At 65.7% G+C, this 26698-nt stretch carries 20 protein-coding genes; 4 read left to right on the forward strand and 16 right to left on the reverse strand.

The annotated features are described in order from the left end of the window. Positions 1–3 precede the first annotated feature (3 nt). From ACWGSK_RS06665 to ACWGSK_RS06675, 3 genes are all read left to right on the forward strand, one after another. The gene (locus ACWGSK_RS06665; RefSeq protein WP_358503960.1) at positions 4–984 is read left to right on the forward strand and encodes an alpha-ketoacid dehydrogenase subunit beta; all 981 of its coding nucleotides are present in this window, start codon (positions 4–6) and stop codon (positions 982–984) included. 19 nt (positions 985–1003) lie between these two features. After that, positions 1004–2452 carry a dihydrolipoamide acetyltransferase family protein gene (locus ACWGSK_RS06670; protein ID WP_452455381.1) on the forward strand — a complete coding sequence of 483 codons (1449 nt, stop codon included), beginning with the start codon at positions 1004–1006 and terminating at the stop codon, positions 2450–2452. Positions 2453–2835: 383 nt separating this feature from the next. After that, positions 2836–4536: an OmpA family protein gene (locus ACWGSK_RS06675; RefSeq protein WP_358503954.1), complete on the forward strand. Its 1701-nt coding sequence runs from the start codon at positions 2836–2838 to the stop codon at positions 4534–4536. 69 nt (positions 4537–4605) lie between these two features. Here ACWGSK_RS06675 and ACWGSK_RS06680 read toward each other — a convergent pair whose 3' ends face one another. The 15 genes from ACWGSK_RS06680 to eccCa form a co-directional block, all read right to left on the reverse strand. Further along, positions 4606–5538 carry an AEC family transporter gene (locus tag ACWGSK_RS06680; RefSeq protein ID WP_358503951.1) on the reverse strand — a complete coding sequence of 311 codons (933 nt, stop codon included), beginning with the start codon at positions 5536–5538 and terminating at the stop codon, positions 4606–4608. A gap of 78 nt (positions 5539–5616) precedes the next feature. Next, positions 5617–6057, reverse strand: coding sequence for a GerW family sporulation protein (locus ACWGSK_RS06685; RefSeq protein WP_358503948.1), 441 nt, complete (start codon positions 6055–6057; stop codon positions 5617–5619). A gap of 113 nt (positions 6058–6170) precedes the next feature. Continuing rightward, on the reverse strand, positions 6171–7295 hold the full coding sequence (locus tag ACWGSK_RS06690) for a hypothetical protein (protein ID WP_452455382.1): 1125 nt from the start codon (positions 7293–7295) through the stop codon (positions 6171–6173). 174 nt (positions 7296–7469) lie between these two features. Next, positions 7470–8027 carry a hypothetical protein gene (locus ACWGSK_RS06695; RefSeq protein ID WP_452455383.1) on the reverse strand — a complete coding sequence of 186 codons (558 nt, stop codon included), beginning with the start codon at positions 8025–8027 and terminating at the stop codon, positions 7470–7472. 21 nt (positions 8028–8048) lie between these two features. Then, positions 8049–10703, reverse strand: coding sequence for a TPR repeat region-containing protein (locus ACWGSK_RS06700; protein ID WP_452455384.1), 2655 nt, complete (start codon positions 10701–10703; stop codon positions 8049–8051). Positions 10704–10733: 30 nt separating this feature from the next. Then, the gene (locus ACWGSK_RS06705) at positions 10734–11060 is read right to left on the reverse strand and encodes a hypothetical protein (RefSeq protein WP_452455385.1); all 327 of its coding nucleotides are present in this window, start codon (positions 11058–11060) and stop codon (positions 10734–10736) included. Positions 11061–11085: 25 nt separating this feature from the next. Further along, the gene (locus ACWGSK_RS06710) at positions 11086–13188 is read right to left on the reverse strand and encodes a serine/threonine protein kinase (protein WP_452455386.1); all 2103 of its coding nucleotides are present in this window, start codon (positions 13186–13188) and stop codon (positions 11086–11088) included. Positions 13189–13256: 68 nt separating this feature from the next. Further along, positions 13257–13619 carry a hypothetical protein gene (locus ACWGSK_RS06715; protein WP_358503939.1) on the reverse strand — a complete coding sequence of 121 codons (363 nt, stop codon included), beginning with the start codon at positions 13617–13619 and terminating at the stop codon, positions 13257–13259. Positions 13620–13633: 14 nt separating this feature from the next. Then, complete coding sequence (locus tag ACWGSK_RS06720) at positions 13634–13927, reverse strand: WXG100 family type VII secretion target (RefSeq protein WP_067602323.1); 294 nt, start codon at positions 13925–13927, stop codon at positions 13634–13636. Positions 13928–13970: 43 nt separating this feature from the next. Beyond that, positions 13971–14312 (reverse strand): hypothetical protein, encoded by a 342-nt coding sequence (locus ACWGSK_RS06725; protein ID WP_358503936.1) that lies wholly within the window; start codon positions 14310–14312, stop codon positions 13971–13973. Positions 14313–14576: 264 nt separating this feature from the next. Then, a complete protein-coding gene (locus ACWGSK_RS06730) occupies positions 14577–15128 on the reverse strand; it encodes a hypothetical protein (protein ID WP_452455387.1) in 552 nt (183 codons plus the stop codon). Further along, positions 15118–15675, reverse strand: coding sequence for a hypothetical protein (locus ACWGSK_RS06735; protein ID WP_452455388.1), 558 nt, complete (start codon positions 15673–15675; stop codon positions 15118–15120). The genes ACWGSK_RS06730 and ACWGSK_RS06735 overlap by 11 nt, the downstream gene beginning before the upstream one ends. A 58-nt stretch (positions 15676–15733) precedes the next feature. Then, entirely contained in the window at positions 15734–18397 is a 2664-nt protein-coding gene (locus tag ACWGSK_RS06740) for a TPR repeat region-containing protein (protein WP_452455389.1), read from the reverse strand. A gap of 71 nt (positions 18398–18468) precedes the next feature. Next, complete coding sequence (locus tag ACWGSK_RS06745; RefSeq protein ID WP_067602334.1) at positions 18469–18795, reverse strand: hypothetical protein; 327 nt, start codon at positions 18793–18795, stop codon at positions 18469–18471. A gap of 276 nt (positions 18796–19071) precedes the next feature. Then, on the reverse strand, positions 19072–23034 hold the full coding sequence (gene eccCa / locus ACWGSK_RS06750) for a type VII secretion protein EccCa (RefSeq protein WP_452455530.1): 3963 nt from the start codon (positions 23032–23034) through the stop codon (positions 19072–19074). 218 nt (positions 23035–23252) lie between these two features. Between eccCa and eccD the strand changes: the two genes are divergently transcribed. Further along, positions 23253–24593, forward strand: coding sequence for a type VII secretion integral membrane protein EccD (gene eccD / locus ACWGSK_RS06755; protein WP_358503927.1), 1341 nt, complete (start codon positions 23253–23255; stop codon positions 24591–24593). 35 nt (positions 24594–24628) lie between these two features. Here eccD and ACWGSK_RS06760 read toward each other — a convergent pair whose 3' ends face one another. Next, positions 24629–26662 (reverse strand): tyrosine protein kinase, encoded by a 2034-nt coding sequence (locus tag ACWGSK_RS06760; RefSeq protein WP_358503924.1) that lies wholly within the window; start codon positions 26660–26662, stop codon positions 24629–24631. Positions 26663–26698: the final 36 nt, after the last annotated feature.

A 26698-nucleotide genomic window follows, 5' to 3' on the forward strand; every position in this document is an offset into this window, starting at 1 on the left:
GCCATGGGAACCAACCTCACGATCGGTAAGGCCATCAACGCGGGGCTGCGCGCCTCGATGGAGCACGACCCCAAGGTCCTCGTCATGGGCGAGGACGTCGGTCGCCTGGGTGGCGTCTTCCGCGTCACCGACGGTCTGCACAAGGACTTCGGCGCCGACCGGGTCATCGACACCCCGCTGGCCGAGTCCGGCATCGTCGGCACCGCCATCGGTATGGCGATGCGCGGCTACCGCCCCGTGGTGGAGATCCAGTTCGACGGGTTCTTCTTCCCCGCCGCGAACCAGACCTTCACCCAGTTGGCGAAGATGCGTCGCCGTTCGGCGGGCAAGCTCAGCATGCCCGTCGTCATGCGCATCCCCTACGGCGGCGGCATCGGCGCGGTCGAGCACCACAGCGAGTCGCCCGAGGCGTACTTCCAGCACACCGCCGGTCTGCGAGTGGTCAGCGTCGCCAACCCGGAGGACGCCTACTGGATGATCCAGCAGGCCGTTCGATCCGACGACCCGGTGATCTTCCTGGAGCCCAAGCGGCGCTACTACGAGAAGGCCGAGGTCGACACCGGAGCCTCGATCGACGCGGTCACCCCGATGGGTGCGGCGCGCATCGCCCGCCCGGGTACCGACTGCACGCTGCTCGCCTACGGACCGATGGTCAAGACCGCGCTACAGGCGGCCGAGGCCGACGTCGACCACTCGATCGAGGTCATCGACGTGCGCTCGCTCGCACCGGTCGACTACGCCACCATCACCGAGTCCGTGAAGCGCACCGGCCGCCTGGTGGTCGCGCACGAGGCCACCCTCACCGGTGGCCCCGGGGCGGAGATCGCCGCGCGCGTCACCGAGGAGTGTTTCTACCACCTCGAATCGCCGGTCATCCGCGTGGCCGCGTTCGACACCCCCTATCCGCAGTCCAGGCTGGAGGAGCACTACCTGCCGGACCTGGACCGCGTCCTGGACGGGGTCGACCGGGCGTTCGCGTACTAGATCGGGGAAACCGCAAGACATGGCGATTCAGAAGAGCACGCCCGCGGTCGACGGCGTGAACGCGTTCAAACTGCCCGACGTCGGTGAGGGCCTGATCGAGGCCGAACTCCTCACCTGGTACGTCCAACCGGGCGACAAGGTCACCGACGGTCAGATGATCTGCGAGATCGAGACCGCCAAGGCCGTCGTCGAGCTGCCCTGCCCGTTCTCCGGGACGGTCAAGGAGTTGATGGCCGCCGAGGGTGAGACGGTCGAGGTCGGTTCGGTCATCATCACCGTGGACGACGGAACGGGCGGCACGCGTGCCTCCGGTTCCGCCGACAGTGGTGCCGATGGTGAGGCCGCCGAGGAGACCGAGGAGCGGGAGAAGCCCCTGGTGGGCTACGGCGAGAGGGCGGCTTCCACCCAGCGCCGCGCTCGTCGTCGTCCCACCCCCTCGGCCCCGGTGTCCGCACCGCCGCCCAAGTTGAGCGAGCCCGCTCCGGCGGGCACCCCCGGGGTGATGGCCGCTCCCGCCGGTCCGGCGCCCGCTTCGGGGCCGGTGGGCCGCCCGCTGGCCAAACCGCCGGTGCGCAAGCTCGCCAAGGACCTCGGGGTGGACCTGGCGGCGGTGACGCCCACCGGCAAGGGCGGCGTCGTCACCCGCGAGGACGTGCACGCCGCCGTCGAGACGCCCGAAGCCCCGGCCGCCCCGGCCGCCCCGGCCGCCCCGGCCGCCGCGGTGTCCGCGGCGCCGGAGGCCACGCCCACGCCGGACCGCACCGCGCGTGAACGTCGGGTGCCGATCAAGGGCGTGCGCAAGCACACCGCCGCGGCCATGGTGAACAGCGCGTTCACCGCCCCGCACGTCACCGAGTTCCTTCAGGTGGACGTCACCAAGACGATGAAGGCCGTCGCCCGCTTGCGGGAACGTCCGGACTTCGCCGACGTCAAGGTGTCGCCGCTCTTGTTGGTGGCCAAGGCCCTGCTCATGGCCATCCGACGGCATCCGGACGTCAACGCGTCCTGGGACGAGGAGAGCCAGGAGATCGTGGTGAAGAACTACGTGAACCTGGGGATCGCGGCCGCCACCGAGCGCGGGCTGGTGGTGCCCAACGTCAAGGACGCCGACGCCAAGCCCCTTCCGGAACTGGCGGCGTCCTTGAAGGAGCTCACGGACACCGCGCGTGCGGGCAAGACCAGCCCGGCCGACATGTCCGGTGGCACGATCACCATCACCAACGTCGGTGTGTTCGGGGTGGACGCGGGGACACCGATCCTCAACCCGGGTGAGGCCGCCATCCTCGCCTTCGGCCAGATCCGCGACATGCCCTGGGTGCACAAGGGTGAGCTGAAGATCCGTAAGGTCACCACCCTGTCGCTCTCCTTCGACCACCGGTTGGTCGACGGTGAGCTGGGATCCAAGGTGCTGCGGGACATCGGCACCGTACTGGAGGACCCGGAGCGGACCGCCCTGGCCTGGGGCTAGATCCTGGAAGAGCGAGGGGCCGGCGCACCGTGGGTGCGCCGGCCCCTTCACGTTCGCCCGTCGAACACGTGGACGGGCCCGTCCCCCAAGGGGGTGGGGGCGGACCCTACCGTCCAGTGTTCCCGTCATGTGGACTTGACCAACCTTTGGCCGGCGTTTTTGTCGACCGATTCACGAAGGCCGACCGTGGGCACGGTCGGGTGTCGGTGAGCGGGGCCGACGATTCGGTTTCCCCTCGGCTTTCCCCGATCGACACCTACGGAGAACCGTTCTCTCGGCGCGGGTGCCGTTCCGTCGAGAAAACGGGACCCGGCTAGAACCAACACTGTGTTGGTGGAGTCTCAATCAGCGTTGACCAAAAGAGACACAGAAGGGCACTCTCCATGCCGCCCACCCCCCACCTCCTGCTCCCCGCCAAGGCCGGCACCGGCCGAGACCGCGGTTCCCGGACCGTTGGTGCCAGGCTCCTGGCCGGCACCGCGTTGGTGGCCACCGCCGCCCTCACCCTGTCGAGTTGCGGTCTCGTCCGGGACATCCAGGGCGAGGACCCCGACCAAGTGGAGCCCACGACCGAGGAAGAAGCGGTCGAGGAGGACCCGCGCCCCGAGGTCGAGGCCGACTTCCCCTACACCCGTGAGGGCCGGATCTTCCAGGAGTCCGGCCAGGACTCCACCCTGCGCTTCGCCATCACCGGCCTGGAACGCACCGACGACTACACCGTCATGTACTTCGACAACACCTTCGTCGACCACTTCCGGGGCATCGACAGCAGCCTGTCCATGCCCAACACCCTCATCGACCCGGTCAGCGGTCAGGCATTCTGGGAGCTCACCGACGAGGACGGCTATCCCTTCGGTTCCGTGCCGCCCGACGACGGTGTCTTCCCCGTCCGGGTGGACGCCACCAACCAGTACCGGAGCTACTTCCCCCGCCTACCGGAGGAGGTCGAACAGATCACCTTCGTCGGCAGCGGCCTCGGCGCCATGACCGGTATCCCGGTGGTCGACGTCGACGAGGAACAGCCCGATCCGGCCGACCCCAACGGCGCCGACATGACCGTGTCCAACGGCCCGGACGCGGGCGAGACCGTCGAGTTCGAGAACCGACGCCCCGAACCCGGTTGGGAGGAGTACGCGGGGGAGATGGAGAGCTTCGTCGACTCCGAGGTCGCCTCCACCACCCGAGACGGCGACACCGAGACCGTCGCCCTCAAGTCCGACGTCATGTTCGACTTCGACTCCGCCGAACTCACCTCGGACGCCGAGGAGGTCGTCCGCGAGGCTGCGGCCACCCTGCGAAGCAACATCGATCCCGACGACCCCGAGGTCACCGTCATCGGGCACACCGACGGCACCGGGAGCGACGACTACAACCAGGACCTGTCCGTGGAACGCGCCGAGACCGTACGCGAGATCCTGGAGGGGGAGGTCGATGACCTGTCCTTCAGCGTGGAGGGTCGCGGAGCCGACGAGCCCGTGGCGCAGGAGGGCGGTTCGGACACCGAGGAGGCGGAGGCCCGCAACCGACGCGTCGAGTTCTCCTACCGGGTCGACCGCTCCAACGACGAGAACGGCGAAGGCGGCGAGGGTGGACAGGAGGAGGGGGCGCTCGGCTCCAGCGAACGCCACGTCCACCCGCCCGCGGCCTTCGTCGAGGACGACACCACCGAGATCGTCGAGAGCGTGACCGACGACGACGTCCGACTGGACGTGCACCCGCTGCGCCGCGACGGCGCCTACGTCATCAGCACGGTCACCCTCACCAACAACGGTGACGAGCCCGTCCTGCCCGACATGGGTGGCGAGGACGCCGTCTCCCCCGGCGGGCCGACCGACTTCAGTCAGGGCGCCCTGGGCGGCTTCCAACTGCTGGAGCCCGACACCGACCTGGTCCGTTACGTCACCCAACTGAACTTCGGCATGGAGGAGAGCTACGCCGGGTTCGCCGAGGAGGTCCACGAGATGCAGCCGGACAACCAGTACCAGCTCATCGCGGTCTTCCCCGCCCCCTCCATGGAGGGGGCGGAACTGACTCTGCGCGCCGGCCCGTTCGGTGAGATCGAGGGTGTGTACTTCGCCGAGTGACCACCCTTCCCAGGGAGATCCGCCCGGCCCCGTCCTTCGGGATCGGGGCCGGGCCGGTGAACGCGGGGATCAGCCCAGGAGCAGGGTGACGGTGAACAGGACCGGGACGGTGAGGACCGTGGTCATCAGGACCACCTCGCGGGTGAGCGCCTCACCCGTTCGGTACAGGGTCGCGTAGTTGAACACGTTCTGCGCGGTCGGCAACGCGGCCAGGACCACCACGGCGAACAGGGCGGCGCCCTCCAGACCGAACACCAAGGAGCCCAAGGCCCACGCCGCCAGCGGTTGTCCCACCGACTTCAACGCCACCGCCAACAGCACCGGCACCTGGTCCGGACCGCTCCGCCCGGGCATCGCGCTGCCGTGCAGGGAGATCCCGAACGCCAGCAGCATCGACGGCACCGCCATCCCGCCGACCAGGTCGAAGGGTTCCATCAACGGTGCCGGCGGCACCCAACCGGACGCCGATACCGCCACACCGGTCAGGGACGCGATCACCACGGGGTTGCGCACCGGGGTGCCCAGGGAACGGCGCAGCACCGGCCAGAACCCCCGCACACGCCCGTTGCCCAGGTCCAGCACGGTCAACGACACCGGTGCCAACACCAGCAGTTGGAACAGCAGGATGGGAGCGACGAGGGAGGCGTCGCCGAGGACGTACGCGGAGATCGGAATGCCGAGGTTGCCCGCGTTGACGTAGGAGGAACCCAGGGTGCCCACGGTCGTGCGTCCCACACCCCATCGTCGGATGACCCCGACGACGAGGAAGAGCACCGCGACGACCACCACGCTCAAGACGCTCACCAGGACCGGCGGCGACAGCAGCACGGACAGGTCCGTGCGGGCCAGGATCGTGAACAACAGAGCCGGGCTGGCCACGTAGAACGCCAGCCGGTTGAGGACCTCCCTGGCCCCGGGGCCCAGAAGCGGGATCCGGCCCAGCATGTAGCCGATGGCGACGATACTGGCGATGACTCCGAACCCGACGATGACCCCGGACAAGGGGCGCCCCCCGAACTACCGTGCGGCTAAAGACCGGCAAACGCTATCCGAGGCGGCGCACGACGACTACGGCACAGGTCACACCGAGTGCTGTGAGCACTCCTGGTGTCGCCCACATTCGAGTTCCAGCCGCTTGCGTCGCCGGGCCTCCTTCACGGACACCGAGACGATGCGCGCCGCCGCCACCGCGGTGATCGCGGCGAGTGGCAACACCAACCTGGCGGCCGGCTGATGGATGGCCCGGAAGGCGGCGCCCTCGGGAGAGACGACCAGGAACCCGGCGGGGCGCGCCCGCATGAGTCCCATACCTCCGGCGCCGTCGCCACCGGACATGGGCATCTTCCCGGTGCCGCCGCCGATGGTGTTCAGCACGCTGATCCGCGCCACCGGTACCACGGTGGTGGCCCCGGAGGTCACCGGGTCGCCGAACACCGTGGAGGTTCGGGCCAGTGAGCGCGTGCTGTCGATGAGCGAGGTGATGGCGGCGATCGCTCCGCGCGGCCTGTCCTGCTTCGCCATGTTCGGTGTCCTCTCCTCACGGGTGGTCGTGGGATTTCACGCTATAGGGGGCGACCAGGGGTCGGGGGAAGGTCGATGGTCCCGGAGTGTTCGGATTCCCGGACCGAACGGGATCAGGTGGTGGGGCTTTCCGAGGGATCCTCGCTCGGCTCGGCGGGCGGCTCCTGTGCCCAGCGCACGAGCAGGGGCCAACCGTCCATGGAGGCGTCGTGGTAGCGGGGGAAGAGCTCCTCGGTCTCACCGACCGCCCCGTCCTCCAGACCGACGCGGAACCACGCTTGTTCGGTCTGGAGCAGCACGGCGTCACGTTCGGTGGAGGGGGCGAACTGCACCACGGGGGAGCCCTCGTCGGCCAACAGCTCGGCCGTCGAGAAACCCTGCCCCTCCAGGGTCAGCAGAAGCACGCCGCCGGGTGCGTCGTCGCTCTCGTCGGGGCGCAACAGGGCGCTTTCGCCGCCCCACACCGTCGCGTCGTCGAAGGTCTGCCACTGCTCCCCGCCGGTGGTGAGGGTCGCGTTGACGGTGGTGCCGTTGGTCGATCGCGTCACCAACTGGCCCTCCCCGCCGGACAACTGCTGGGTGGGCACGCTGTTGCGGATGTGCAGGGAACCATCCGGGGTGAGCGCCCAGTCGCTGGGCCGCTGCCCCTCACCCAGGGCCAGGCTGCCCTCCTGGTTGGGGGTGCCGTTGGGGGCGTCCAAGGGCACCGAAAGGACCTGGGGTGGTTGCCCGTCAGGACCTCTGGAGACGTACCAGAGGCGGTCTTCGTGGATCAGGGGTTCCGACAGGACCTCGTTCTGCGGCGCGGCGATCGACTCGATCGGTTGGTAGGAGAACCCCTCGACCTCGTCCCCCTCCTCCCCCTCGGCGTCCTCGGGGTCGGTGAGGGCGGCCAGGTGCACGGCGCTGGGCTCGTCGGTGACGAAGGCGAAGTGCTGCCAGTCCTCGGAGAAGCGCCCGTGTACAGGGACCTCCGAGGCCATCGGGTCCACGGCCCCGTCGGGCAGCTCGATCCGCTGGAGCGGCGCACCGGTCTCGGGGTCGTGGAAGACCAGGACCTGGTCGGTTTCGGGGTCGCCGCCCTCGAATCCCCGGTGGATCAGCGCCAGGCCGACCATTCCCCCCTCGGTGAGCTCCTCCACGGTCTCGGGGGATTCGTCGGAGGAATCGGAGGAGGAGTCACAGGCCGTCACGGCGAGCAGGCACACGGCCGAGGCCAGGGCGAGGGAACGCCGCATCGGGTCGCCTTTCCGGGAAGAGTGGGGCTGAAGAACCTGTCCGGGAGGTGGGATCACCGCAGGCACACGATGGTTCTCCTGGTTCCTCACGTTATCTGAGCGTGCGGGTCCCGGCTCTGGAGACCCCGTTCGAGGACCTGGGGGTACTGAGCTGAAACCGGGAGAGCGTGGGGTTCATTCGGTTCCGCAGTTCACGTACTCGATGATGTCTTCGGTGTACTCTTCTCGGGTTTCGAAGCGCCTTTCGGGCCCATCCAAATAGGAGTCAGCAAAGTCAGTGGCGAGAACGGCCTCGTCTTGGCCTGAGCACCATTCAACATCAAAGTTCCGAATGGTGAGATAGAGCATATCCAGTGTTTTCTCTCGGCCATGCTGTCCGCTGAGATCCCATTTTTCCTGGTCTGTTTCGACATGAAACTCACCATCCTCATCCTCGATGAGGACTTGGGAGGAAGTGAGAATATCGTAATTGGATAGAGTGAAGGGTATGTTTTCGTGGCCGGAAGTTGCTTCGGGGTGGCCGTAGATGTCGGTGACCACCTTGTGGCTTCCGTATTCATCGACGGCCTTCGCAAGGATCTGAGAGTAGACAGATCCCGCAATCCAAAGGCGGTTGACCTTCTTGTCTTGGGGTGGGACGGTTACGGGATTATCCACTTCGGGGCTTGTGCAACTAACCATCGAAACCGATATTAAAACGGAAAAAACAACGCAAGAAGCTTTTTTCTGCATAGGGTCACTCTGAAGTTCTTTTTAGTTCAGCTCTAGGGGTTCTCTATTGTAGAAGTTTTCAAGGTTCTCTTTGCTTGTTCTGTACCTGTCTAGCTCACTGCTAAGATCCTCATATGGGTTTCTAAAGCTTTCAGTGAACTTGTTTGCCAGGGAGCTGCCGGCTGGGTAGTCTCCCTGGATCGTGTCAACATGCAATTCTTCATTAACAAACTCGAGGGCCTCAAGAATACTATCCTGAGAGTAGCCTTCATTCCACCTGGAATCATCGAGTTCGATTCTGTATCTGCCTTCGGACTCGACTAGCACTCCACTCTCTTCAAGTACCTCCGAGGCATTTTTTCCTCGAACAAGTTTATCTGTTTCAGGGAAGGCGCCTCCATTGCTATCAAGTTCTCCCGACAAAACATAGGCATGGCTCCGCATGTCGGTGTAGTTTGCAGTTTCCGTTCCACCCCGGGGGATTGTATCAATAGCCCTACTGAGTGCATTTTCGATCATTTCGTTGGTCAAATATTCGACTCCATTTTGGAGTATGAACCCTACGCGAGGAATGCTTCCGACAGGGTTGGTTAGAGTAGCTGCAGCTGCACCATATAGCTCTCTCTTTCGTTCGTTTATTTCATCTTCCCCTAGACCTCTTTCGAGAGCCTCGTTCATGATGCTTTGATTGACAAGGGCATTCAGTCGGCCAGCATTCCCTCCAGTGTAGTGATGTTCACCTGTCTCCAGCAGAGTTTCCATCTGGATGGCTCGGTAAACTTCTGTTGCGGCAATCGCTTCCGCAGCAGAATCTGAGTTCCCCATAATGTACTCGAGGAAAATTGTCCTTTCCGCGATTCCGGTAGTAAACGTATTGTTATCTGAATCCCAAGATTCTTCTGCAGGAACTCTTTCATAATTTAGATCGATGGTTTCGCCGGAAAAACCTTCTTCACCTGAAAAGCTATCGATATAGCTCTCATAAATTTTCATCAGGCTGTCAGCGATGTAGTCGTTGTACATCGTGAATGAAGGATTGTGGAACTCGCCCCCATTTTCATCCGTGAAGGCCACCTCCGTTCTAGAGAGGGTCTCATGCATCTCTGGGCTGGTAATTGTTTCAATGAAACCAACAGCTGCTTCGCCCGCACGTTGCTGAACATCTGGGTCTTCACTCAGTTTGTCCTCATGGATCCAATCAGTTAGCCCGGCAGCGGCTCGGCCATTATCACTCCAGTCAAAGGCCAAGATGCCGCCAAGTGCGTTGTCAATGACGGACTGTCTTGCTCTTTCGTTTGCTTCTTCCTGGGTTTCTAGATCACCGTTCTCGTCTTCTTGACGTTCAACGTTGAGATAGTTGCCATCGCTATCAATCAGATTAGGGTGATCAAAGTCGCCAGTCAGAACGGCGTGATTAGCATCTCGGTTTCTTGTGGAGGCATCAAGGATGGCTTCGAGATCGTCGGAAGTGAGCAGGTCTGACATGTGAGAATCTGCTGGGAAAGCATCTGCATGCATTCCGGTTGTGAGGTTCAATGTTGCGGAGAATCCAAACCCACCTTCGATTCCCTCTGATGTGTGTTCTAATAGATCAGAAAGATTGCTGAAGTCTGCCGCCCAGTCATCGTAAGAATAATTTTCTCCGTCCGGTAGAAAGTAGGTACCCTCTGCAGTCCGGCGTATGCTTTCGGGAAGATCGTTATAACCTCCACCAATTCGATGATCAGACTGAACGAGAAGTCCATCACCGATCACGCCTAGAGCGTGTTCCATGTCATTTTCATTAATACTCCCTTCTTTCATGATGTCAGGAATGTCAATAATTCCTCCATGGTGGCTATTCTCAAGAGCCTCATTGAATGCGATGAGGAATTCCAGTTCCTCATCGACATCTGTACCATCTTGCTGAGCCTGCATCGCCTTTGTACTGACCATACTCAGTACGAGCATTAGCTCGTGGTATTCATCATCAATTGGCTTCTCCCCGGTCCAATATGGATTAAGTTGATCAGGGAGTTCTCTCGCACGTTCCTCGGAGAGGTCCTCTTCATCCAAAAGCATCGTATATTTTTCTGGGCTGATGTTAAAGAACGCCCAAGAAGTATGTCCACCATCGATTAGTTTTTGAACGTTTTCTTCAGTCGCACCCTGCTCGAGCATTTTTCTGATGTCGTCTGCCGAGTCCCGGTACTCCTGGAGCAGGTCGCTTGCCCTGCCTTGAAGCTCTGATTGGAGATTGGTGAGCTCCAAATACAGGTCTCGGCATTTATTCTCCTGCCAGTCCAGTAGCGCAATTCCTCGCTCTGGATAAGTTGCAGTAATAACAGTCCCTTGATATTTGTCTGGGACGTTTCTTTTCTTCTCGTTCACCTCCCGATTCCATTCTCGGATCAGATTGTTTTTTCCAGAGTTGTAGTCGCCGACCGCCGAGGCCCACATGTCAGTCATGTGTGAGCAGTAGGTTACTGCGTTAGCGGCATCTTGCCAGAGGGCGTAGTCTTCTTCTGATATGTACTTGATGTTCCACCCAATGACATCACTGAATTGAGTGGCCGAATCGTTAAGACTCCCGTTTAGATCTCCGGCGCGGCCTAAAATTCTTGATGTAAGAATCTCTAAATCGCTGGCAACGGATCTTATGCTAAAAGCCTCCCCGTCGATTTCTACTGGTTTAAATGTGAGGTCGAATCCGGCCATGGCTAAGGCTTTCCCTGGTGTCTGAATCAGCTAATTGTTGATGTCTCGGGCCAATTCCCACGGGTGTTCGAACTCCTCGGCGGCTTCCCAGTCAGTTTGAGCAGATTCCTTTGCTCCTGATTGAACATTATCTGCGATCTGGAGTCCATGTTCCCGAACCTTTTCGATAAACTCGATATGGTCTTCCTTGAACCTTTCGTAGCCAATTCCTACTTGAGTGTTTCCGGATTGCTCTTTTGCGTCTGAGATGAGATCCTCGAAGACTTCCACCAGGCCAATCATGGCTTCAGCCAGGGATTCTGAGAACTCCGCATCCTCGTGTGCTTTGAAGGGGTTTACTCCGACAGACCCACTCACGGTCTCTCCTCTTATAGGGGGATTTCTAGTCGTCGGCGTTGGGGGAGGGGGACGGCGAGGGGTCGGCCTCGGCTTCTTCCTCCTCCTCTTCCTCCGCCTCCCGCTCGGCCTCTTCCTCGGCCTGGCGTTCGGCTTCGGCGGCCCTGTCCGCGGCCCGCGTCGTGCAGACCTCCTCGGCGGGGGCGGACCCCTCGTCGACGGCGACCAGGGTGAAGCAGTACTCCACCTGCGTGTTCTCCGTGGGGACCTGCGCGGTCACGGCACCGGGGCCGGTCCGTGCCAGGGTCCGGGGGTCGTGGCCCTGGGCCCCGCCCACCACGAAGTAGGAGCCCGTGCCGCCGGTGTTGTCCGTCCAATTCAGGGTGACCGCGCTGAGGGTGTCCTCCAACATCACGTTGGAGGCGGGGGATACCTCCGGCAGCGGGGAGGGTTCGGCCACCGGTTGGGCGGGGGTGTCCTCCTCGACCGGTTCCTCCTCGGTCTCCTCGGCGGCGACCGCGACCACTGGTTCGGGGGTGCTCGTCGCCGCGAAGGCACTCGCCACCATGCCGGCCACGAGAACACCGCAGACCGTCACCGCGATGTGCATCTGCTTGCGCCACCGTGGCGGTTCCTGGATCGCGGAAAGGGAGTCCCACTCCGGATCCGAGGACTCCTCCTCGGCCTCGTCGACGGGGAGGTACGCGGACTTCGCGTCACCGCTCCAACCGTCCAGCCGTGACCAGGCGCGCAGCGTGGAGACCTCCTCCCCACGCAGCTTCGCCATCATGAGGTCGGCGGTGCTGTGGGCGGAGGCCTCGGGAACGGCGCCGTGGAGTTCGCGTTCCTCGGGGGTGGGCAGCGGTCGCTGGGGCGGACGCAGCCGCGCCGCGCTCTCCAGCCGACCCCGGTCCCCTCCATCGGCCGGAGGGAACCCGTCCTGGGGGAATCCGTGGCCGGTTCCCTCGGCCGGAACGTGTGGTGGGCGCTGTGGTCCGGTTCCGAATGGCGCGGGCGAAGTGTGGGGCCCGGAAGGAACGGATAGGTGCGGAACCTGGGGCCCGGACGGGTGGCCGGTCGGCCCGGGGGAAGGGGGCGCCTGAGAGGTGGGAGCGGTCGGCGGGTTCTGCGGTCCTGGGGGTACCGGAGGGGCCTGTGGTCCGGAAGGGGCGGGTGAGGTCTGCGGTCCGGTGGCTACCGGAGGTGACTGAGGCCCGGAAGGGGCCGGCGGGGTCTGCGGGCCGGAGGACGCGGGCGGGGTCTGTGGGCCGGAGGGAGCGTTCGTCGGGGCGATACCGCTCATCGAGGGCTGGGCGCCGCTGGGGGCCGTCGCCGTGCGTCCGGACCGTGCCTTCTCGAAGGCCGCGGCGAACTCGGAAGGGTTGGGGAACCGGCCCGCGGGGTCTTTCGCCAGGCCTCGGGTGAGGACCCGACGCAGGGAACGGGACACGTCCGGACGCGGCACCGGCGCGGGCTCCTCCGAGAGCACGCGCCGAGCGTAGGCCTGGGGGTCGAAGGGGGAACCGTCCATGGACGAGAACGGTGCCCGACCCATGAGCAACGTCCAGATCGTCGAGGCGAGCTGGTAGACGTCCGACGCCGGTGTACGCGGTTCGCCACGGAGGGCCTCGGGGGCCGAGTGGAGGAAGGACTCCAACTGGGGTGAGGGCGGGGTGAGCGGCTCACCGGAGGTGGACACCGCACCGAACCCGGTGAGCACGGGTGTGCGCCCGGCCCGCAGGACGTTTCCCGGACAGACGTCGTTGTGCAGCAGGCCACGGGCGTGCAGGGCGCCCAGGGCGGCGGCGACGCTTCGCGCGATCGCGGCCGCCTCCTGCAACGGAGCGGGGCCCCTCTTCGCCAGCATCTCCCCGAACGAACCGTCCGGGTAGTAGGGCATGGCGATGAAGAACGCACCGTCCGCGGTGGAACCCGCGTCCAACAGGGGGACCACGCCGGGTACGCCGTTGAGCGTGCGCAGGTGACCGAGTTCGACCTGGCCGGCCTCCACGGGAAGCACCTTGAGCACGACCTCGGCGCCGCTGGTCGCTCGGGTCGCGCGGATGATCCGGGCGCGTCGCCCCTGGCGAAGCTGCGTCGAGGTGTCGTACCCCGGGGCCCGGACGGGCCCGGGAGCGGAGCCGGACATGAGAGATCGACCCCCTGTTGGTGGTGGGATACCCGCTCGGGCGAACGGGGCAGGTGTACCGGGCTACGTCAAGGACGATCCTGGAACACCGGATGATCGAGCGTGGGGATCTCGATCATCTGGTTGCGAACGTTGTTGTTGGCTCCCCACCCTCGCTCCTCATTGATCTCCTGCTGTTTGCCGAAGGCGCCGATGAGGGCGATGACCCCGCAGATGAGCGCGATGAGGATGGCGCCGCCGATCACGGCGGGCCACACCCGCTGACGACGGCGCCAGTACCGGCTGGAGCCGTACAGCAGGGCGGATCGAAGTTGCCGATGCCGGAGAGCGTCCGCTTCGAGGACGTACTTCTCCTCGTCGGGCGTGTAGTGGAACGCCTCGGGAAGCTGCGGATCCGGATCGGTGGCAGGAGGCGAGGGTGGGGAGGACATCGGGACCCAGTTTACTAGAACAGACCGTCCAGGTACCGGGTGAGCTTGTCGTACTTGCCGGCGGTGTCACTGGTCGCGTCGATCATCTTCGCGAACGCGGAGTTGACCTCGGAGAAGTGGGTGTCGAATTCCTGGGCCTTGGCCTGGAACTGCGAGCTGCCCGACCCCTCCCACTGGCTGACGGTGCTCTCGGACTGCTCGTTGATCGCGCTCATGATGGCCGTGAAGCGACCCAGGTGCGCCTGCTGGTCGGAGGCCAGGTTCTGCAGCCCACCGACATTGCCGTAAACGTCGAAGTTACTACCCACGAATGTGCCTTTCTCGAAAGCCGTGACGGAAGCGGTGAAGGGGTCAGGCGTTGACCGGACGGGCCATGGCGCCGAGGTCGTTGGTGGACTGCGCGTAGTCGTCGCTGGCCTCGTCGTCGGTCAGGTTGAACTGCTGCTGGCCCTCGTTCAGCTTGATGCCGTTCTGGTTGCACCAGCTCATGAGCTCGTCGAAGCGCTCCATGAGGGTGGTGCGCGCCTCGCGGAAGTCGTGCAGGGCCTGTCCCTGGATGGAGTCGGCGTCACTGCTCATGTCGTCGATGAGCTGGTTCATCTGGGTGCGGAGACCGTCGGACTCCTGCCCGAGCTGCTCACCGCCCTGCGACAGGCTATTGACGTTTTCAAGACCGGCGTGCTGGGAGGACATCCGAACCCTTTCGAAGAATCTCTGATGGGAAAGTGTGCGTCCCGTCCTCCAAGAGCAGGGTGTTCGCCCGAGGCTCGGGATCAGGGGAGGTACGGCGAGTAGGGACATTAGTCAGGGTTTGACCTGTCGGTCAATGCGTATGCGCGTTTCGTGATGTTGTTGACCGGGTGCGAATTCCCTCCTTTCCTTGGTCGAACCGGCGGGCCTCGGTGGGCGTCTCAGGCCACCTGGTGCGCGTTCCGATCACCGGGCCGTCGAGGACCATCACGGCTCACCGGTGCCGCAGTCGACGTAGTCGACGACGCTCGCCTCGTAGGCGTCGTGGATGTTGAGGGTTCCCTCGTACTCGTCGATGTAGGCGTCGACGAACTCCTCACCGGTCACGACGTCCCCGCACCAGGTGACCTCGTTGTGGTACATGGCGTCGTTCAACGCACTGTCGATCCGGCTGAGGTTGATCGTGGTGTCCCACTCATCCTCGTCGAGTTCGACGGTGTACCCGTCGCCATCCTCTTGGACGACCCGGGATTCGAACAACCGATCCCGTTCGTCACCGATGTTCTCGACGACCTCGCCTGAGTCGCCTTCGGTGAACATCCGATCCAGGGTCAGCACCCGCACCTGGCGTTCGACCCAGAATGCCGAGATGTGCTCAGAGGCGTCATCGGTCTCCGGCCCGGTCTCGGACTGGGAGGTCGAGCAACCGGTCAGGGCCAGACTCGCCGACACGGCGATGCCGAGGAAGACGGGCGCACGGCCCTCACGACGGATCAACGGTTTCTCCAGGTGCTGTCGAGGCGGTCGTTCAGGGCTCACCGGTGCCGCAGTCGACGTAGTCGGCGACGCTCGCCGTGTACTCCTCCTGGCTGTCGAAGACGTCCTCGTACTGTTCCTTGTAGGCCTTGACGAAGTCATCGCCGCCGACGGTCTCGTCGCACCAGGTGACCTCGTTGTGGTTCATCGCGTTGCCGAGGGACCCATCGACATAGTGGAGGTTGGTCGGGTGCCAGGCGTCCTTGTCCAACTCGACCACGAACCCCTCCAAGTCACCGTCCTCGTATCCGGTATCCCAGTCCACGTCCGCTTCCCCGCCTCCCTCGGCGACGATGACCCCTGAGTCGAAGAGGCGCTTACGGGTGCCGCCCATGTTCACGAGGACCTCGTCGGAGCCGGCTTCGTCGATCATGCGGTCCAAGGTGTACAGCCGGATCTCCCGCTCGATCCACTGCACGGAGACGTAGTCCTCGGGCAGGCCCGACGTGGGCTCCGGTTCGGGTTCGGACGTGGAACAACCCGATAGGACCAGCCCCGCGGCGAGGGCGAGCACCGGCAGGGTGGATGTCCGGACCGTACGGTGGGTCAAGGGATCCTCCGAGGAGAGTCTGTGGCGGGGGAGGAGACGGTGTCGCGGCGATGGGGGGTCAGTTCTCCTCCGGGGGCTTCCCGAAGGTCTCCAGTTCGCCCCCGAAGTAGTCACGTGTGGTCTTGTACGCGTCGCTGTACTGACCGGTGAAGTCGCCCACCCACTCACGGCCGGACGCCGTGTGTTCGATGGGTTCTCCCGTGTGGGGGTCGGTGCTGTTCGCGGTGAGGACGGTGTTGTTCATGACGTTGCCGAGGGCGTCGTCCATCCCGGAGAGGTTCCGGTCCTCGTTGTGCTCCCACGCGCTCGGGTCCTTCTCGAACGTCAGAGTCACCGAGTCGTCGATGACGAAGTCGTTGGTGATCTCGGAGGGCTTGAGCTCCTGACCGTCCTGCACGATGGTGAGCGCGCCACCGTCGACCAGGGTCCGAAGGTCCGAGCGCTGGGTCTCGCCGTTGAACGCCTGGGGATCGTTAGCGAGCATGAAGTCCAGGGTCTCCACCCGGAAGTTCCGTTCCACGCTCTGCTCACTGGTATAGGTCGGGAACCGTGGAGACACGTCGTATTCGCCGTCGACGATCGCCGCGACGATGCTGTCCTTACCGAGGTCCAGACCCTTCGAGACTCCCTGACCGATGACCGGGATCTTCTCGGACAGGGTTCCCGCCTCGCTCACCACGAAGTCGGCGATCTGCGTCTCTCGCTCGATCGTCTTGTCCAGGTCGGCGGTGCGGTCCTCCGACTCCAGGTACAGGGCGCGCTCCAACAGTCCTTGGAGCTGCGCCGAGCCGCGCGCGGACGTCGCCTCGTTACCGGACTCCAGGTAGGCGATGGCCTCGATCTGCTGGTAGGCGTCCACCGAGTTCACGATGCGCCCGGCGGTCTCGTCGTTGCCCATGAGGAGCTGCATGAACTGGGCACGCTCGTCGGGACCCATGCGCACGTAGTTGGTATCGGGATCGAAGTCCCCGATCCCCTGCACCGGGTTGCCGTCGGTGTCCAGGATGTCGCCGTTGGCGAAGCTGAAGATGTGGGCTTCGAAGATGTCGCCCAGGCTGTCGGCCAGAGCGCCGTTGAACTGGGTGAAGGAGGCGTCGGAGTAGTCGTTGTCCCCCTCGGTGACACTGACGCCGGTGTTGATGAGGGCGTCGTGCATCTCCGGGTCGGTGATGGTCTCCATGAACCCGGTGAAGGCGTCGCCCGCGCGCTCGTTCACCTCGGGATCCTCACTGTGCACGTCCTCGGCCAACCAGTCGGTGAGCTGTCGCGCGGTGTGCCCGTCGTCGTGCCATTCGAAGGTGAGGGTGCCCTCCAGGGCCTGCTTGCGCAGGTCCTCGTCGCCGTAGGGGACGCCCGGCTCCTCGTTGAGGTGCTCCCCGGTGAGGATGTAGTAGTTGGAGTCCTTGTTCCGGGAGGCCACGTCGACCATGTGCGAGACCTGCTCGGAGTCGGGCAGCACGCCGTCGGAGTCGTGGACCTCGCCGCCCCAGGCGTCGAGGAAGGCGCCGGTGCTCAGGTGGAGGTTGGTGGACAGGCCGTAACCGGCCTCCAGGTTCTCATCGGTGTGCTCCATGAAGGCGGAGAGCGCCTTCATGTCCATGCCCATCCCCGCGGGGCCCGTGGAGATCTTGCCCTCCGCGTCGGGGTTGATCCACGGCCCCTCGACCGCGTAACGGAAGCTCTGGGGCAGGTTGTCGTAGCCACCGCCGATACGCGGGTCCGACAACGCGAGTAGACCGTCGCCGAGCGTGCCGAGGGCCTGTTCGCGTTCCTCCTCGCTCATGCCGGACTCGGCCATGAGGTCGGGGTAGGCCATGAGGCCCGCGCCGGCGCCGTCGCGGTAGTAGGGCTCCTCCAACTGCCGGTAGAACTCCTCCAGGAACTCGACCTCCTCCGACTCGAACTGTGTCCCGTTCTGCTGGTGACCGCGGGCGTTCGACCCCATCATCGCCATCACGAGCATGAGCTCGTGGTAGCGGTCGTCCAGGGGCTTGTCTCCGGACCAGTAGGCCGAGAGTTCGTCGGCGTACTCCTCGGCGTTCTCCGGGGTGAGTTCGACGTCTTCGAGGAGTCCGGAGTAACGCGACGGGTCGAGGCTGAGGAACCCCCAACCGGCGTTCCCGGCCTCGATGAGCTTGGAGACGTTCTCCGGGGTCGGACCCTCTTCGAGCATGGTCCGAACGTCTTCGGCGGTGTCCTGGAGGGTGTTCCAGTTGGTCCGCTCGCGCTCGATGAGGCCCTCCTGCACGGTGGAGAGTTCGTCGTAGAGTTCGCGACACTTCTTCTCGTCACCGGCGCCCCAGTCCGTCCAGAGGAACCCGTCGGCCTGCGGGTGGGACTCGGTGATCCGGTCACCCTGGTACTTGGAGGGGACGGCGCCCTCCTTCTCGCCCTTGCTGGTCTGCCAGGTGGAGAGTTGGGCCTCGCGTTCGTCGTCGAAGGCCTTGACGGTGTCGGCCCACATCTCGGCGACCGACGAGGCATAGCTGACCGAGACCGCGGCGTCTCGCCACTTCTGGAGGTCCTCCTCGGAATGCCCTTGGATGTTCCAGGCGATGAGGTCGGTGAACTGATGCGAGGCGGAGTCGAAGCTCCCCCCGAGGTCGTCGGCGCGACCGAGCACGCGGGCGTTGAGGATCTCCAGATCCGAAGCGCAGTCGTACATGTCGGCCGAGCGTCCGTAGAAGTCTCGGGGGAAGAAAACGAGGGCGATGGTGGCCACGGTCATCCTCAGGGGCGAAGAGCGAGCGGGGTGATGGAAGGGGACTCGGGCTGGGGCGAGGCCACGGGGCGTCAGTCGAAGTTCAGGTCACGGTGGGACTGCCAGGGGTGGAAGCCATCCGAGCTGTCCAGGTCGTTCTGGGCCACCTCACCGGCGCCGGCCTGGATGTTGTTGGCCAGGGCGAGACCGTGTTCCTGGAGGTCGATGAGGGCCTGGTCGGCCTCTTCCCGGAACTTGTTGAACCCGGATCTGACGTCTTCGTGGCCGCAGGCGCCCACCGCGTCTCCGAGGAGGAGGTCGAACGCGTCGGCCAGCCCGGCCATCGCGGCGGCGAGGGTCTCGGCGTACTCGCCGCCCTCCATCGCCTCGATCGGGTTGGCGCCCGCTTCGTTGGTCATGGGGGCACTCCTTTCGGATGAGGGTGTGCACCGGTGACGGGTACCGGTGTCCGCTGACACCGCTTCGCGGAGTGACGGGGACAGGGTCGCCTGGTGCGACGACGGTAAGAGGACGAGAGTTTCATACCAAAGGAAACAGAAGTGTAACGAGACCCGTATTGTCCGAGGTGACCGTGCGTAGGGTGACCACGCATGTACACACCGAGTTGGAGTCGTCGGCGGCGATGGCTCGCGGCTCTTGGCCGCCTGAGCCACCGTCGGTCGAGGCGGGCGTCGTTACGCGGGGGGCTCGCTCCAGCCGACCTGCAGCAGGTCGGGGCGCTTTCCACGAAGGGCCAACTGCGCACGACCCTGGGGAAGCTGCTTGGAGGCCACACCGTTGGCCAGGCGTCCCTCCATACGGTCGCCGGAGAACAGCACGCCCGGGGTGGCCATGTCGCTCAGCGACTGCAGTACCGGCTCGAACATCGCGCGTGCCGTACCACCGGTGCGGCGGGCGGCGATGACGTGCAGGCCCAGGTCGGCGCCCTGCGGGATGAACTTGGCCAGGGGAGCCAGCGGGTTGCTGCGCGAGGCGATCATGTCCATGTCGTCCACGATGACGTACAGGTCGAGCCCCTTCCACCAGCTGCGATCCCGCAGCTGTTTGGGGGTCACGTCCGGGCCCGGCAGACGTTGCTGGAGGGAACCGGCGAGGTTGTCGGCGACCGCCTTGGTCTGCTCCGCGGTCGTGCAGTAGGCCAACAGGTGCTCTTCGGGAACCAGTTCCAGGTGTGAGCGCCGGAAGTCGACCATCACGATGCCCAGCTCCTTGGCCGGGCGTTGGACGATCTGCTTGACCAGCCCGCGCACCAAGGCGGACTTGCCGCTCTGCGGGTCTCCGAACACCAACAGGTGCGGGTCCCGGTCCAGGTTCATCACGGCCGGGGCCAGGGAACTCTCGGCCATGCCCAGCACCAGCTCCCGCGACCTGCTCCGGCCGGATCTGCGGCCCTTGAGCAGCTCGTTCAGTTCGACGCGCTCGGGGAGGGTGCGCACGCCCTGGACCGCCTTCTGCGGCCAGCGTTCCCGGATCCGTTTGATCAGGTCCTGGACACCGTCGGTCAGGTCCTCGTCGCTCGCGACACCGTCCACCCGGGGCAGCGCCACGTGGGTGTGGTGCTCTTCCGCCGACAGACCTCGACCCGGGGTGTCCTTCGGGATGTCCTCGGCGATCTTGCGTCCGATGCCCGAGTCCATGGGGTCGCTCAGCCGCAGCTCGAACCGGCCGCCGAAGAGCGCCTGCAGACGGGAACGGACCTGGGAGGAGGCCGCGCCCGTCAGGATGGTGTGCACGCCCAGGGAGGGACCACGCGTCGCGATGTCCATGAGGTAGTCGTCGGCGGCGTCGAAGGCGTCCCGAACGGCCGACCAGCCGTCGATCATCAGGAACAGGTCGCCCGGGACGCTGGAGGGCACCTCGCCCTCCGCGCGGGCCTGACGAAAGGCCGCGGGCGAGTCGAGCTTGTGCTTGCGGAACAGACGCTGGCGGCGGTCGAGGTGTCCGGACACGTCGGTGAGGACCCGCTGGACCTTCTCCGGGTCGGCCCGTCCGGCCACACCCGCGACGTGCGGAAGCTCGTCCATCGCCTGGAGCGCGCCACCACCGAAGTCGATCGCGTAGACCGCCACACGACCCGGCGGGTACCGCCACGCCAGACTCGTGATGATGGTCCGCAGCAGGGTGGACTTACCGGACTGGGGGCCTCCCAGGACGACGATGTTGCCCTCGCCACCGGTGAAGTCCAGTTCGGCGGGGACCACGCGTTGTTCGCGCGGGATGTCGGTCAGTCCGAAGACCGCCTTGGCCTCGGTCGGGTTCGGCTCGGTGCCCGCGCCCTCCAGGTCCTCGCCCTCGCCGAGGTCGGTCAGGACGGTGTCGAAGGTCAGCAGCTCCGGGAGGGGCGGCAGCCAGACGGGGCGTACGGGGTCGGCGCCGGAGGCCACCAACCGATCCACGGTCACCTGCAGGGTGGTGCGCTTCTCCTGCTTGGGTTTTTCCTCCGACTTCGCCTTGATCGAGTCCACCAGCGACTCCACCAGCGATCCCGCACCCGTCACCTTGCCCAGGCCGTTGTAGGACAGCAGCGGAAGGACCGGGTCGTGCTCGGTCTTCTCCTCCTTGGCCGGTGGTTCGTAGGGCTGGGAGACCATGGCGGCCTTGAACCGTTCGAAGACCGAGGTGTCGACCTTCAGGTAACCCGAACCGGGCTCCGGGGGCAGGTGGTAGGCGTCACCGACACCGATCGCCTCCCGGCTCTCCGCCTCGGAGAACGTCCGCAGACCCACCCGGTAGGACAGGTGGGACTCCAGCCCCTTGATCTTGCCCGACTCCAGCCGCTGGGTGGCGAGCAGGAGGTGCACGCCGATGGAACGGCCGATCCGGCCGATCGCGACGAACAACTCCGCGAAGTCGGGGTGGGCGGTCAACAGTTCGGAGAACTCGTCGATGATGATGAGCAGGTGCGGCAGTGGTTCCAGGCCGGGATCGTTCTCCCGGGCCGCTTCGTAGGCGTGCAGGTTGGGCAGGTTGCCGGCGTTCTTCAGGATCTGTTGCCGTCGTACCAGTTCACCGAAGGTCGCCTCGCGGAACCGGATGACCAGGCCGTCGTCGTCGGCGAGGTTGGTGATGAGCCCGGCGCTGTGCGGCAGCCGGTCGGTGTCGGCGAAGGTCGCGCCACCCTTGAAGTCGACCAGCAGCAGGGCCAGGTTCTCCGGTGAGTGGTTGATGACCAGGGAGGCCACCATGGTCCGCAGCATCTCCGACTTACCGGAACCGGTGGCACCGACGACCAGGCCGTGCGGTCCCATACCGCCGAAGGCTGATTCCTTCAGGTCCAACAGGACGGTGTTGCCGCTCGGGCCCACCCCGATGGGTACGCGCAGGTAGTCGCCGGTGGAGCGTTTGCGCCAGGTACGGCGGGTGTCCAGCGCGGCGACGTCGGGGACGCCCAGGATCTCGGGTAGCCCGACGGTCTCGTGCATGGCGTCGTCGCCGTCGGTCACCGCGATGCCGTAGGGGGCCAGGACGCGGGACAGGGTGGTCAGTTGGGCGACGCCGGCGTTGTCGGCCCTGCCATCGAGGGGCACGTAGGCGGACTCCGGGTCCGGCTTGATGCCCTCGGTGTCCTCACGCAGGGTGCCGTCGGCCTCGATCAGGAGCCGTAGCTCCACGGAGTCGGGTTCCTCGCGTCGCTCCGAGGACAGGATGATGACGTGGATGCCGAGGTCGGCCAGGTTGGTGACGGGGGGCTCGGCCTGAAGGCCGGAGAGGGTGGACTGGTACTCGCCGTCCAGGACGACCACGAGCCGCTGTGTGCCGGGGCCCGGGGGCTTGCCACGGCGACGTTGCAGGTCGACGGTGCGTCGTTCGATCTCGTCGGAGAGGAGTTCCGCGACCTGCACGGTGTTGTCCGAGACGAAGCGGGCGGGCATGGGGCCGTCCGTGGCGTCCTCGAAGGTGTTGTGCGGCAACCACTTGGTCCACTCCCACCGCTCCCGGAGCTTCGGGTCGCGGACCACACCGATGCGCAGGTCGTGTGGGGAGTGGAAGACCGAGAGCTGGGAGATCATCGCTCGGACGAGACCGCGTCCGGCCTCCCGGTCCCCGTTGATCGAGATGACGCCGTGCCGTCGGAGTGGAACGATCAGGGGCATCTCGGGGACGTCGCCGTAGAGCTCGATGAGCTGGTCGGCGGCGCCTTGGCAGACGGGATCGTAGACGATCAGCGGGGAGGAGGTATCGACCTTGAGCTTCAACCTTCGGGCCAGAGGCCGTGTGCCGCATCCGACCCGCACGTCGAGGAAGTCGGGGTCGGAGGCCCGGCGTTCCCATCTTCTCGCCCGGGAGCGGGCCGGTTCCGTGAGCAGACTCGGCTTCGGATGGCGGAAGGCGTTGTCCGAACGCTGGCCGGCGGCGACGTCTCGAACGATCTCGCGCAACTGGTCCAGGTAGTCGACGTAGCGCTCTCGTTGCTCACGAATGCGCTTACGCGGGCCGTTGTGCTGGGCGACGAACATGATGATTCCGACGATGACGCTCGCGAGCATGATCATCACGCCCGCCACCATCATCAATGGTCGGTGACCCATGGTGATGGACATCAGAAGGGAGCCCGAACCGGTGATGATCGGCATGATGATCATCGCGCCCGAGCTACCGGCCGGCGCGTTCTCCGGCATCTGCGGCGGTGTCGCGATGACCAGCGGAGACGTCCCTGGTGCGGGTGGTATCTCACGAGCCGGGCGGGGAACAGGTCTCGTCGCCACGGGGGTCCCTTCTCCGTCCACCTGCAAGGTTTCGTGTTTCGGTGACTACGCTATAGATGATCTCGTGGACACAGCGAATCGCCTAATTGTCATCGGTTGCGCCCGTTGAGCATGGTAATCACAGAACGAGTCGACAAAGAGGGTCTTGGGTGAGCGGATACTGCAGGGTCACGGTCACCGGACCCCGGCGCTGGGCCGATCTGGCGCTACCGGGAAGTGTTCCCGTCGCCACACTCATGCCTCGCATCATCGAGGTCTGCGTGGACGAGGGAGAGAGCACCGAACCGGCTTCCTGGACACTGACCACGGTCGACGGTCAACCGGTTCGCCCCGAAGCGCCTCTCGAAGGCGCGGGTGTCTACGACGGGGACGTGCTCCTCCTCGATCGTGTGGTCGCTCCGAGCCGTCCCGAACACGTCGATGACGTACGCGGCGCGGTCGAGGACAGCGTCGACGAGACCGCGTGGATCTGGAACCCGACGACCACGTTGTCGTTCGGCCTGCTCGTGGGCGGCATCGGGCCGTTGCTGATGCTGTTCCTCATGATGTGGCTGCGTCCGTCGCCGGGGCACCTCGCGGTGGCGGCGTTGGGCACGTTGTTGACGATCGGCACGATGATGCTGGCGGCCCGCCGGCCGCTGCCCGCGGTCGCCTACGTCCTCTTCGCGACGGCCTGTGTGTGGGGTGGTGCCACCGCGGTCCTCGCGGCCGGGTTCCTCTTCAACCCCACCCCCTTGGTCACGGGGGCCATCGCGCTCTGCGGGGGTCTGCTGGTGGCGGTGATCGGCTGGTCCATGCACGAGACCGGGCTGCCCTACATCGCCGGACTCACGGTGCTGACCCTGACCGGGGGCGTTCTGGTCGTGGTCGGGATCTTCGCGCAGCCGGTACAGGGCGTGCGCGCGATGGGGATCGCGCTGGCCCTGTGCGTGGGCGCGCTGCCGCGTGTGGCGATGGTGATGGGCGGCCTGTCCGGACTGGACTACGAGGTCGGACGGTCGGGTCAGGTGGCCACGGACCGGTTCGAGGAGACCTTCACCAACACCGACCGCCTGCTGCTGGGCATCGTGATGGGCACGGCCCTCTCCGGCGGGATCTTCGCGGTCCTGCTCGCCTACTTCGGCACGGGCCTTCCCGACCTGCTGCTGTGCGGTCTCCTCGGGGTGCTGTTGGTGATGCGCTCCCGTCTGTTCGACCGCATCCGTCACGTGCTGCCCCTGCGCCTGGCGGGCGCCGTGGGTCTGGGCGCCGCGGGTGTCGCGGTCACGGTGCAGCACCCGGTGTTCGGCCCGTGGCTTCCGGCCGTGGTCCTGCTCGCCGGGATCCTCCTGAGCGTCCTGAGCTGGGTGAAGTTGAACGACGTCCCCCGTGCCTCGCTCCGAAGGGTCCTGAACTGGACCGAGATCCTCATCATCATGACGATGTGCGTCATGTTCGCCTGGGGCATGGGCCTGTTCGACTTCGTGGCGAGGATGACCGGAGCCACCTGATCCCACGGTGCTCCGAAGCAGGGTGACGCGGGCCCTCAGTAGAGGGTGCCGGTCTGTTCGAAGGTGTCCGGGTCCAGCAGGACCGGGGGTGTGCCGTCGCCGGGCAGGGCCGCGATGACCTCGCCGTCGGGGTGGATCGCGACGCTCCGGTAGGAGGCCGCCTGATCGGCCGCCTCCAGCAGGTTCTCGCCGGACTCCAGGTCCCAGACGTAGGGGTGGTACTCCCGGGAACCGGGGCCCGTGCCCGCCGACCACGTCGCGTACAGCCGCTCCCCGGCGGGGTCGAACAGGAGTTGGACGAGGATGGGCTCGTCGTCGGACTCGAACTCCTCGCGGGTGAACGAGGCGACCTCGCTGCCGTCCTCGTAGTCCTCGACTTGGACCTCGGGGTCTTGCGCGTAGGCGATCTGGGTGGTTCCCGGCCGTACCGCCAGCGAACTGTCCGAGGTCCCCTCCACCGTGCCGACCTCTTCACCGGTGCCGACGTCCCAGACGTGGACGGTGTCGTTGTCGTTGGTGGCGACGTGGTCCTCGTCCACGAATCGGGTCTCGAACTGGAGCCCCTCGGCGAAGGGCTCGCCGGCCTCGCCGGTGGCGGTGTCGACGACGTTGGTGCCCGGGCCCTCGCCGGAACCCTTGTCCAGGGTGACGGCCAGTCGGGTGCCTTCGGGGGAGAACGCGAAACCCCGGACGTTCTTCGGGCTGGCCAACCAGCGTTCCTGGTCGTCCGGGCCCTCCTGCGCTCCCAGGTGTCGGACGGTTTCGCCGGAGATCAGGTCGTAGGTGTGCGCGAGGAGGACGGGATCCTCTCGTCCCTCGTATTCGACGGGCGCGGCGGTGACCAGTGTGCAGCCCACCGGTGAGAGCGCCGCTTCCGAGAACAGGTCCGAATCCGATGTGGTGGGGCGGGCGATCTCCCGTCCCTCCCGCCAGTCCCAGACCATGAACCCCACCTCGGAAGCGACGCCCAGGACGTCTCCGTCACCGGAGAACGTGAGGTTGGAGATGTTGATGTCCGGAGCGGGAGGTTCCTCCGGAGGCGGGAACCCGGTGGCATCCAGGCAACGGCCCTCGCCGACCAGCGACTCCGAGCCCTCTTCCGGGCCGGTCGCGTCCGCCGGATCATCGGACAGTCGGTCATGGGCGAACATCGCGCCCCCGGCCGCGAGTACGACCAGGACCAGCGCCCCGGTGCCCAGGGCGAGCAGTCGTCCGCGCCCGCGACGCATCGTCTGCGGCGGCGTCACCTCCCGTCCCGCGGGGCCGGTGGCCAGGACCTCGCCCTGACGTGTGGCGACCGCGTCGATCGCCGCGCGCAGCGGAGGCGACCACGGAGGTGGCTCGGTGGGCCCACCGAGCATGCTCACCAGGTCCGAGGAGCTGGGACGCAGTCTGGGGTCCCGCTTGAGACAGGCGTCCACCAGGCCGCGCAGTTGCAGTGGCACGGCGGACAGGCCCTCGGGCCCGGCCACCCCGGAGACCGCGTAACAGAGCGTCGCCGCCCACGAGAACACGTCCGTGGCCGGGCTCGCTCCGCCCTCCGGAGCGGCGAACGCCGGATGCGGCGCCCGCCGTTCGGTGTCGGAGACCGCCCACTCCAGGCCGGGGTCGGCCAAAACGGCCCCGTGACCCGCCATGAGGACGCCGTCCGGCCACAGCGAACCGTGTGCCGGGCCGGCGCCGTGCAGGTCGGCCAGCGCCTGGGCCAGGGCCAACGCCAAGGGGCGCACCGCGTCTACGGGGAGCGGGCCGTGTGCGCGCAGGAGTTCGGCCAGGGTGGGCCCGAGCGGACGGGAGACGGCGACCCAGGGGACCGCGCCGCTCAGGTCGGCGTCCCGGACCGCGCACACGTGCGCCCCGGACAGCCCGCGCGCCCCCTCCACCTGGCGGGCGAAGGCGGCGCGGAAGGTGGGGTCGGTGGCGTACTCCGGACGTACGACCTTCACCGCCACCGACGAACCGTCGTGGGGTACCCCCAGGTAGACGCGGGCGTAGGCGTCCTCGCCGAGGCGGGCGCGCAGCCGGTAGGGGCCGATGGCGGGCGGGTCGTGCGGGTGGAGAGGGAACATGGGCCTTACCGGGGTCGGGGAGGGAGGGGACACGGG

The sequence above is a fragment of the Nocardiopsis sp. NPDC055551 genome (genome assembly GCF_053619415.1).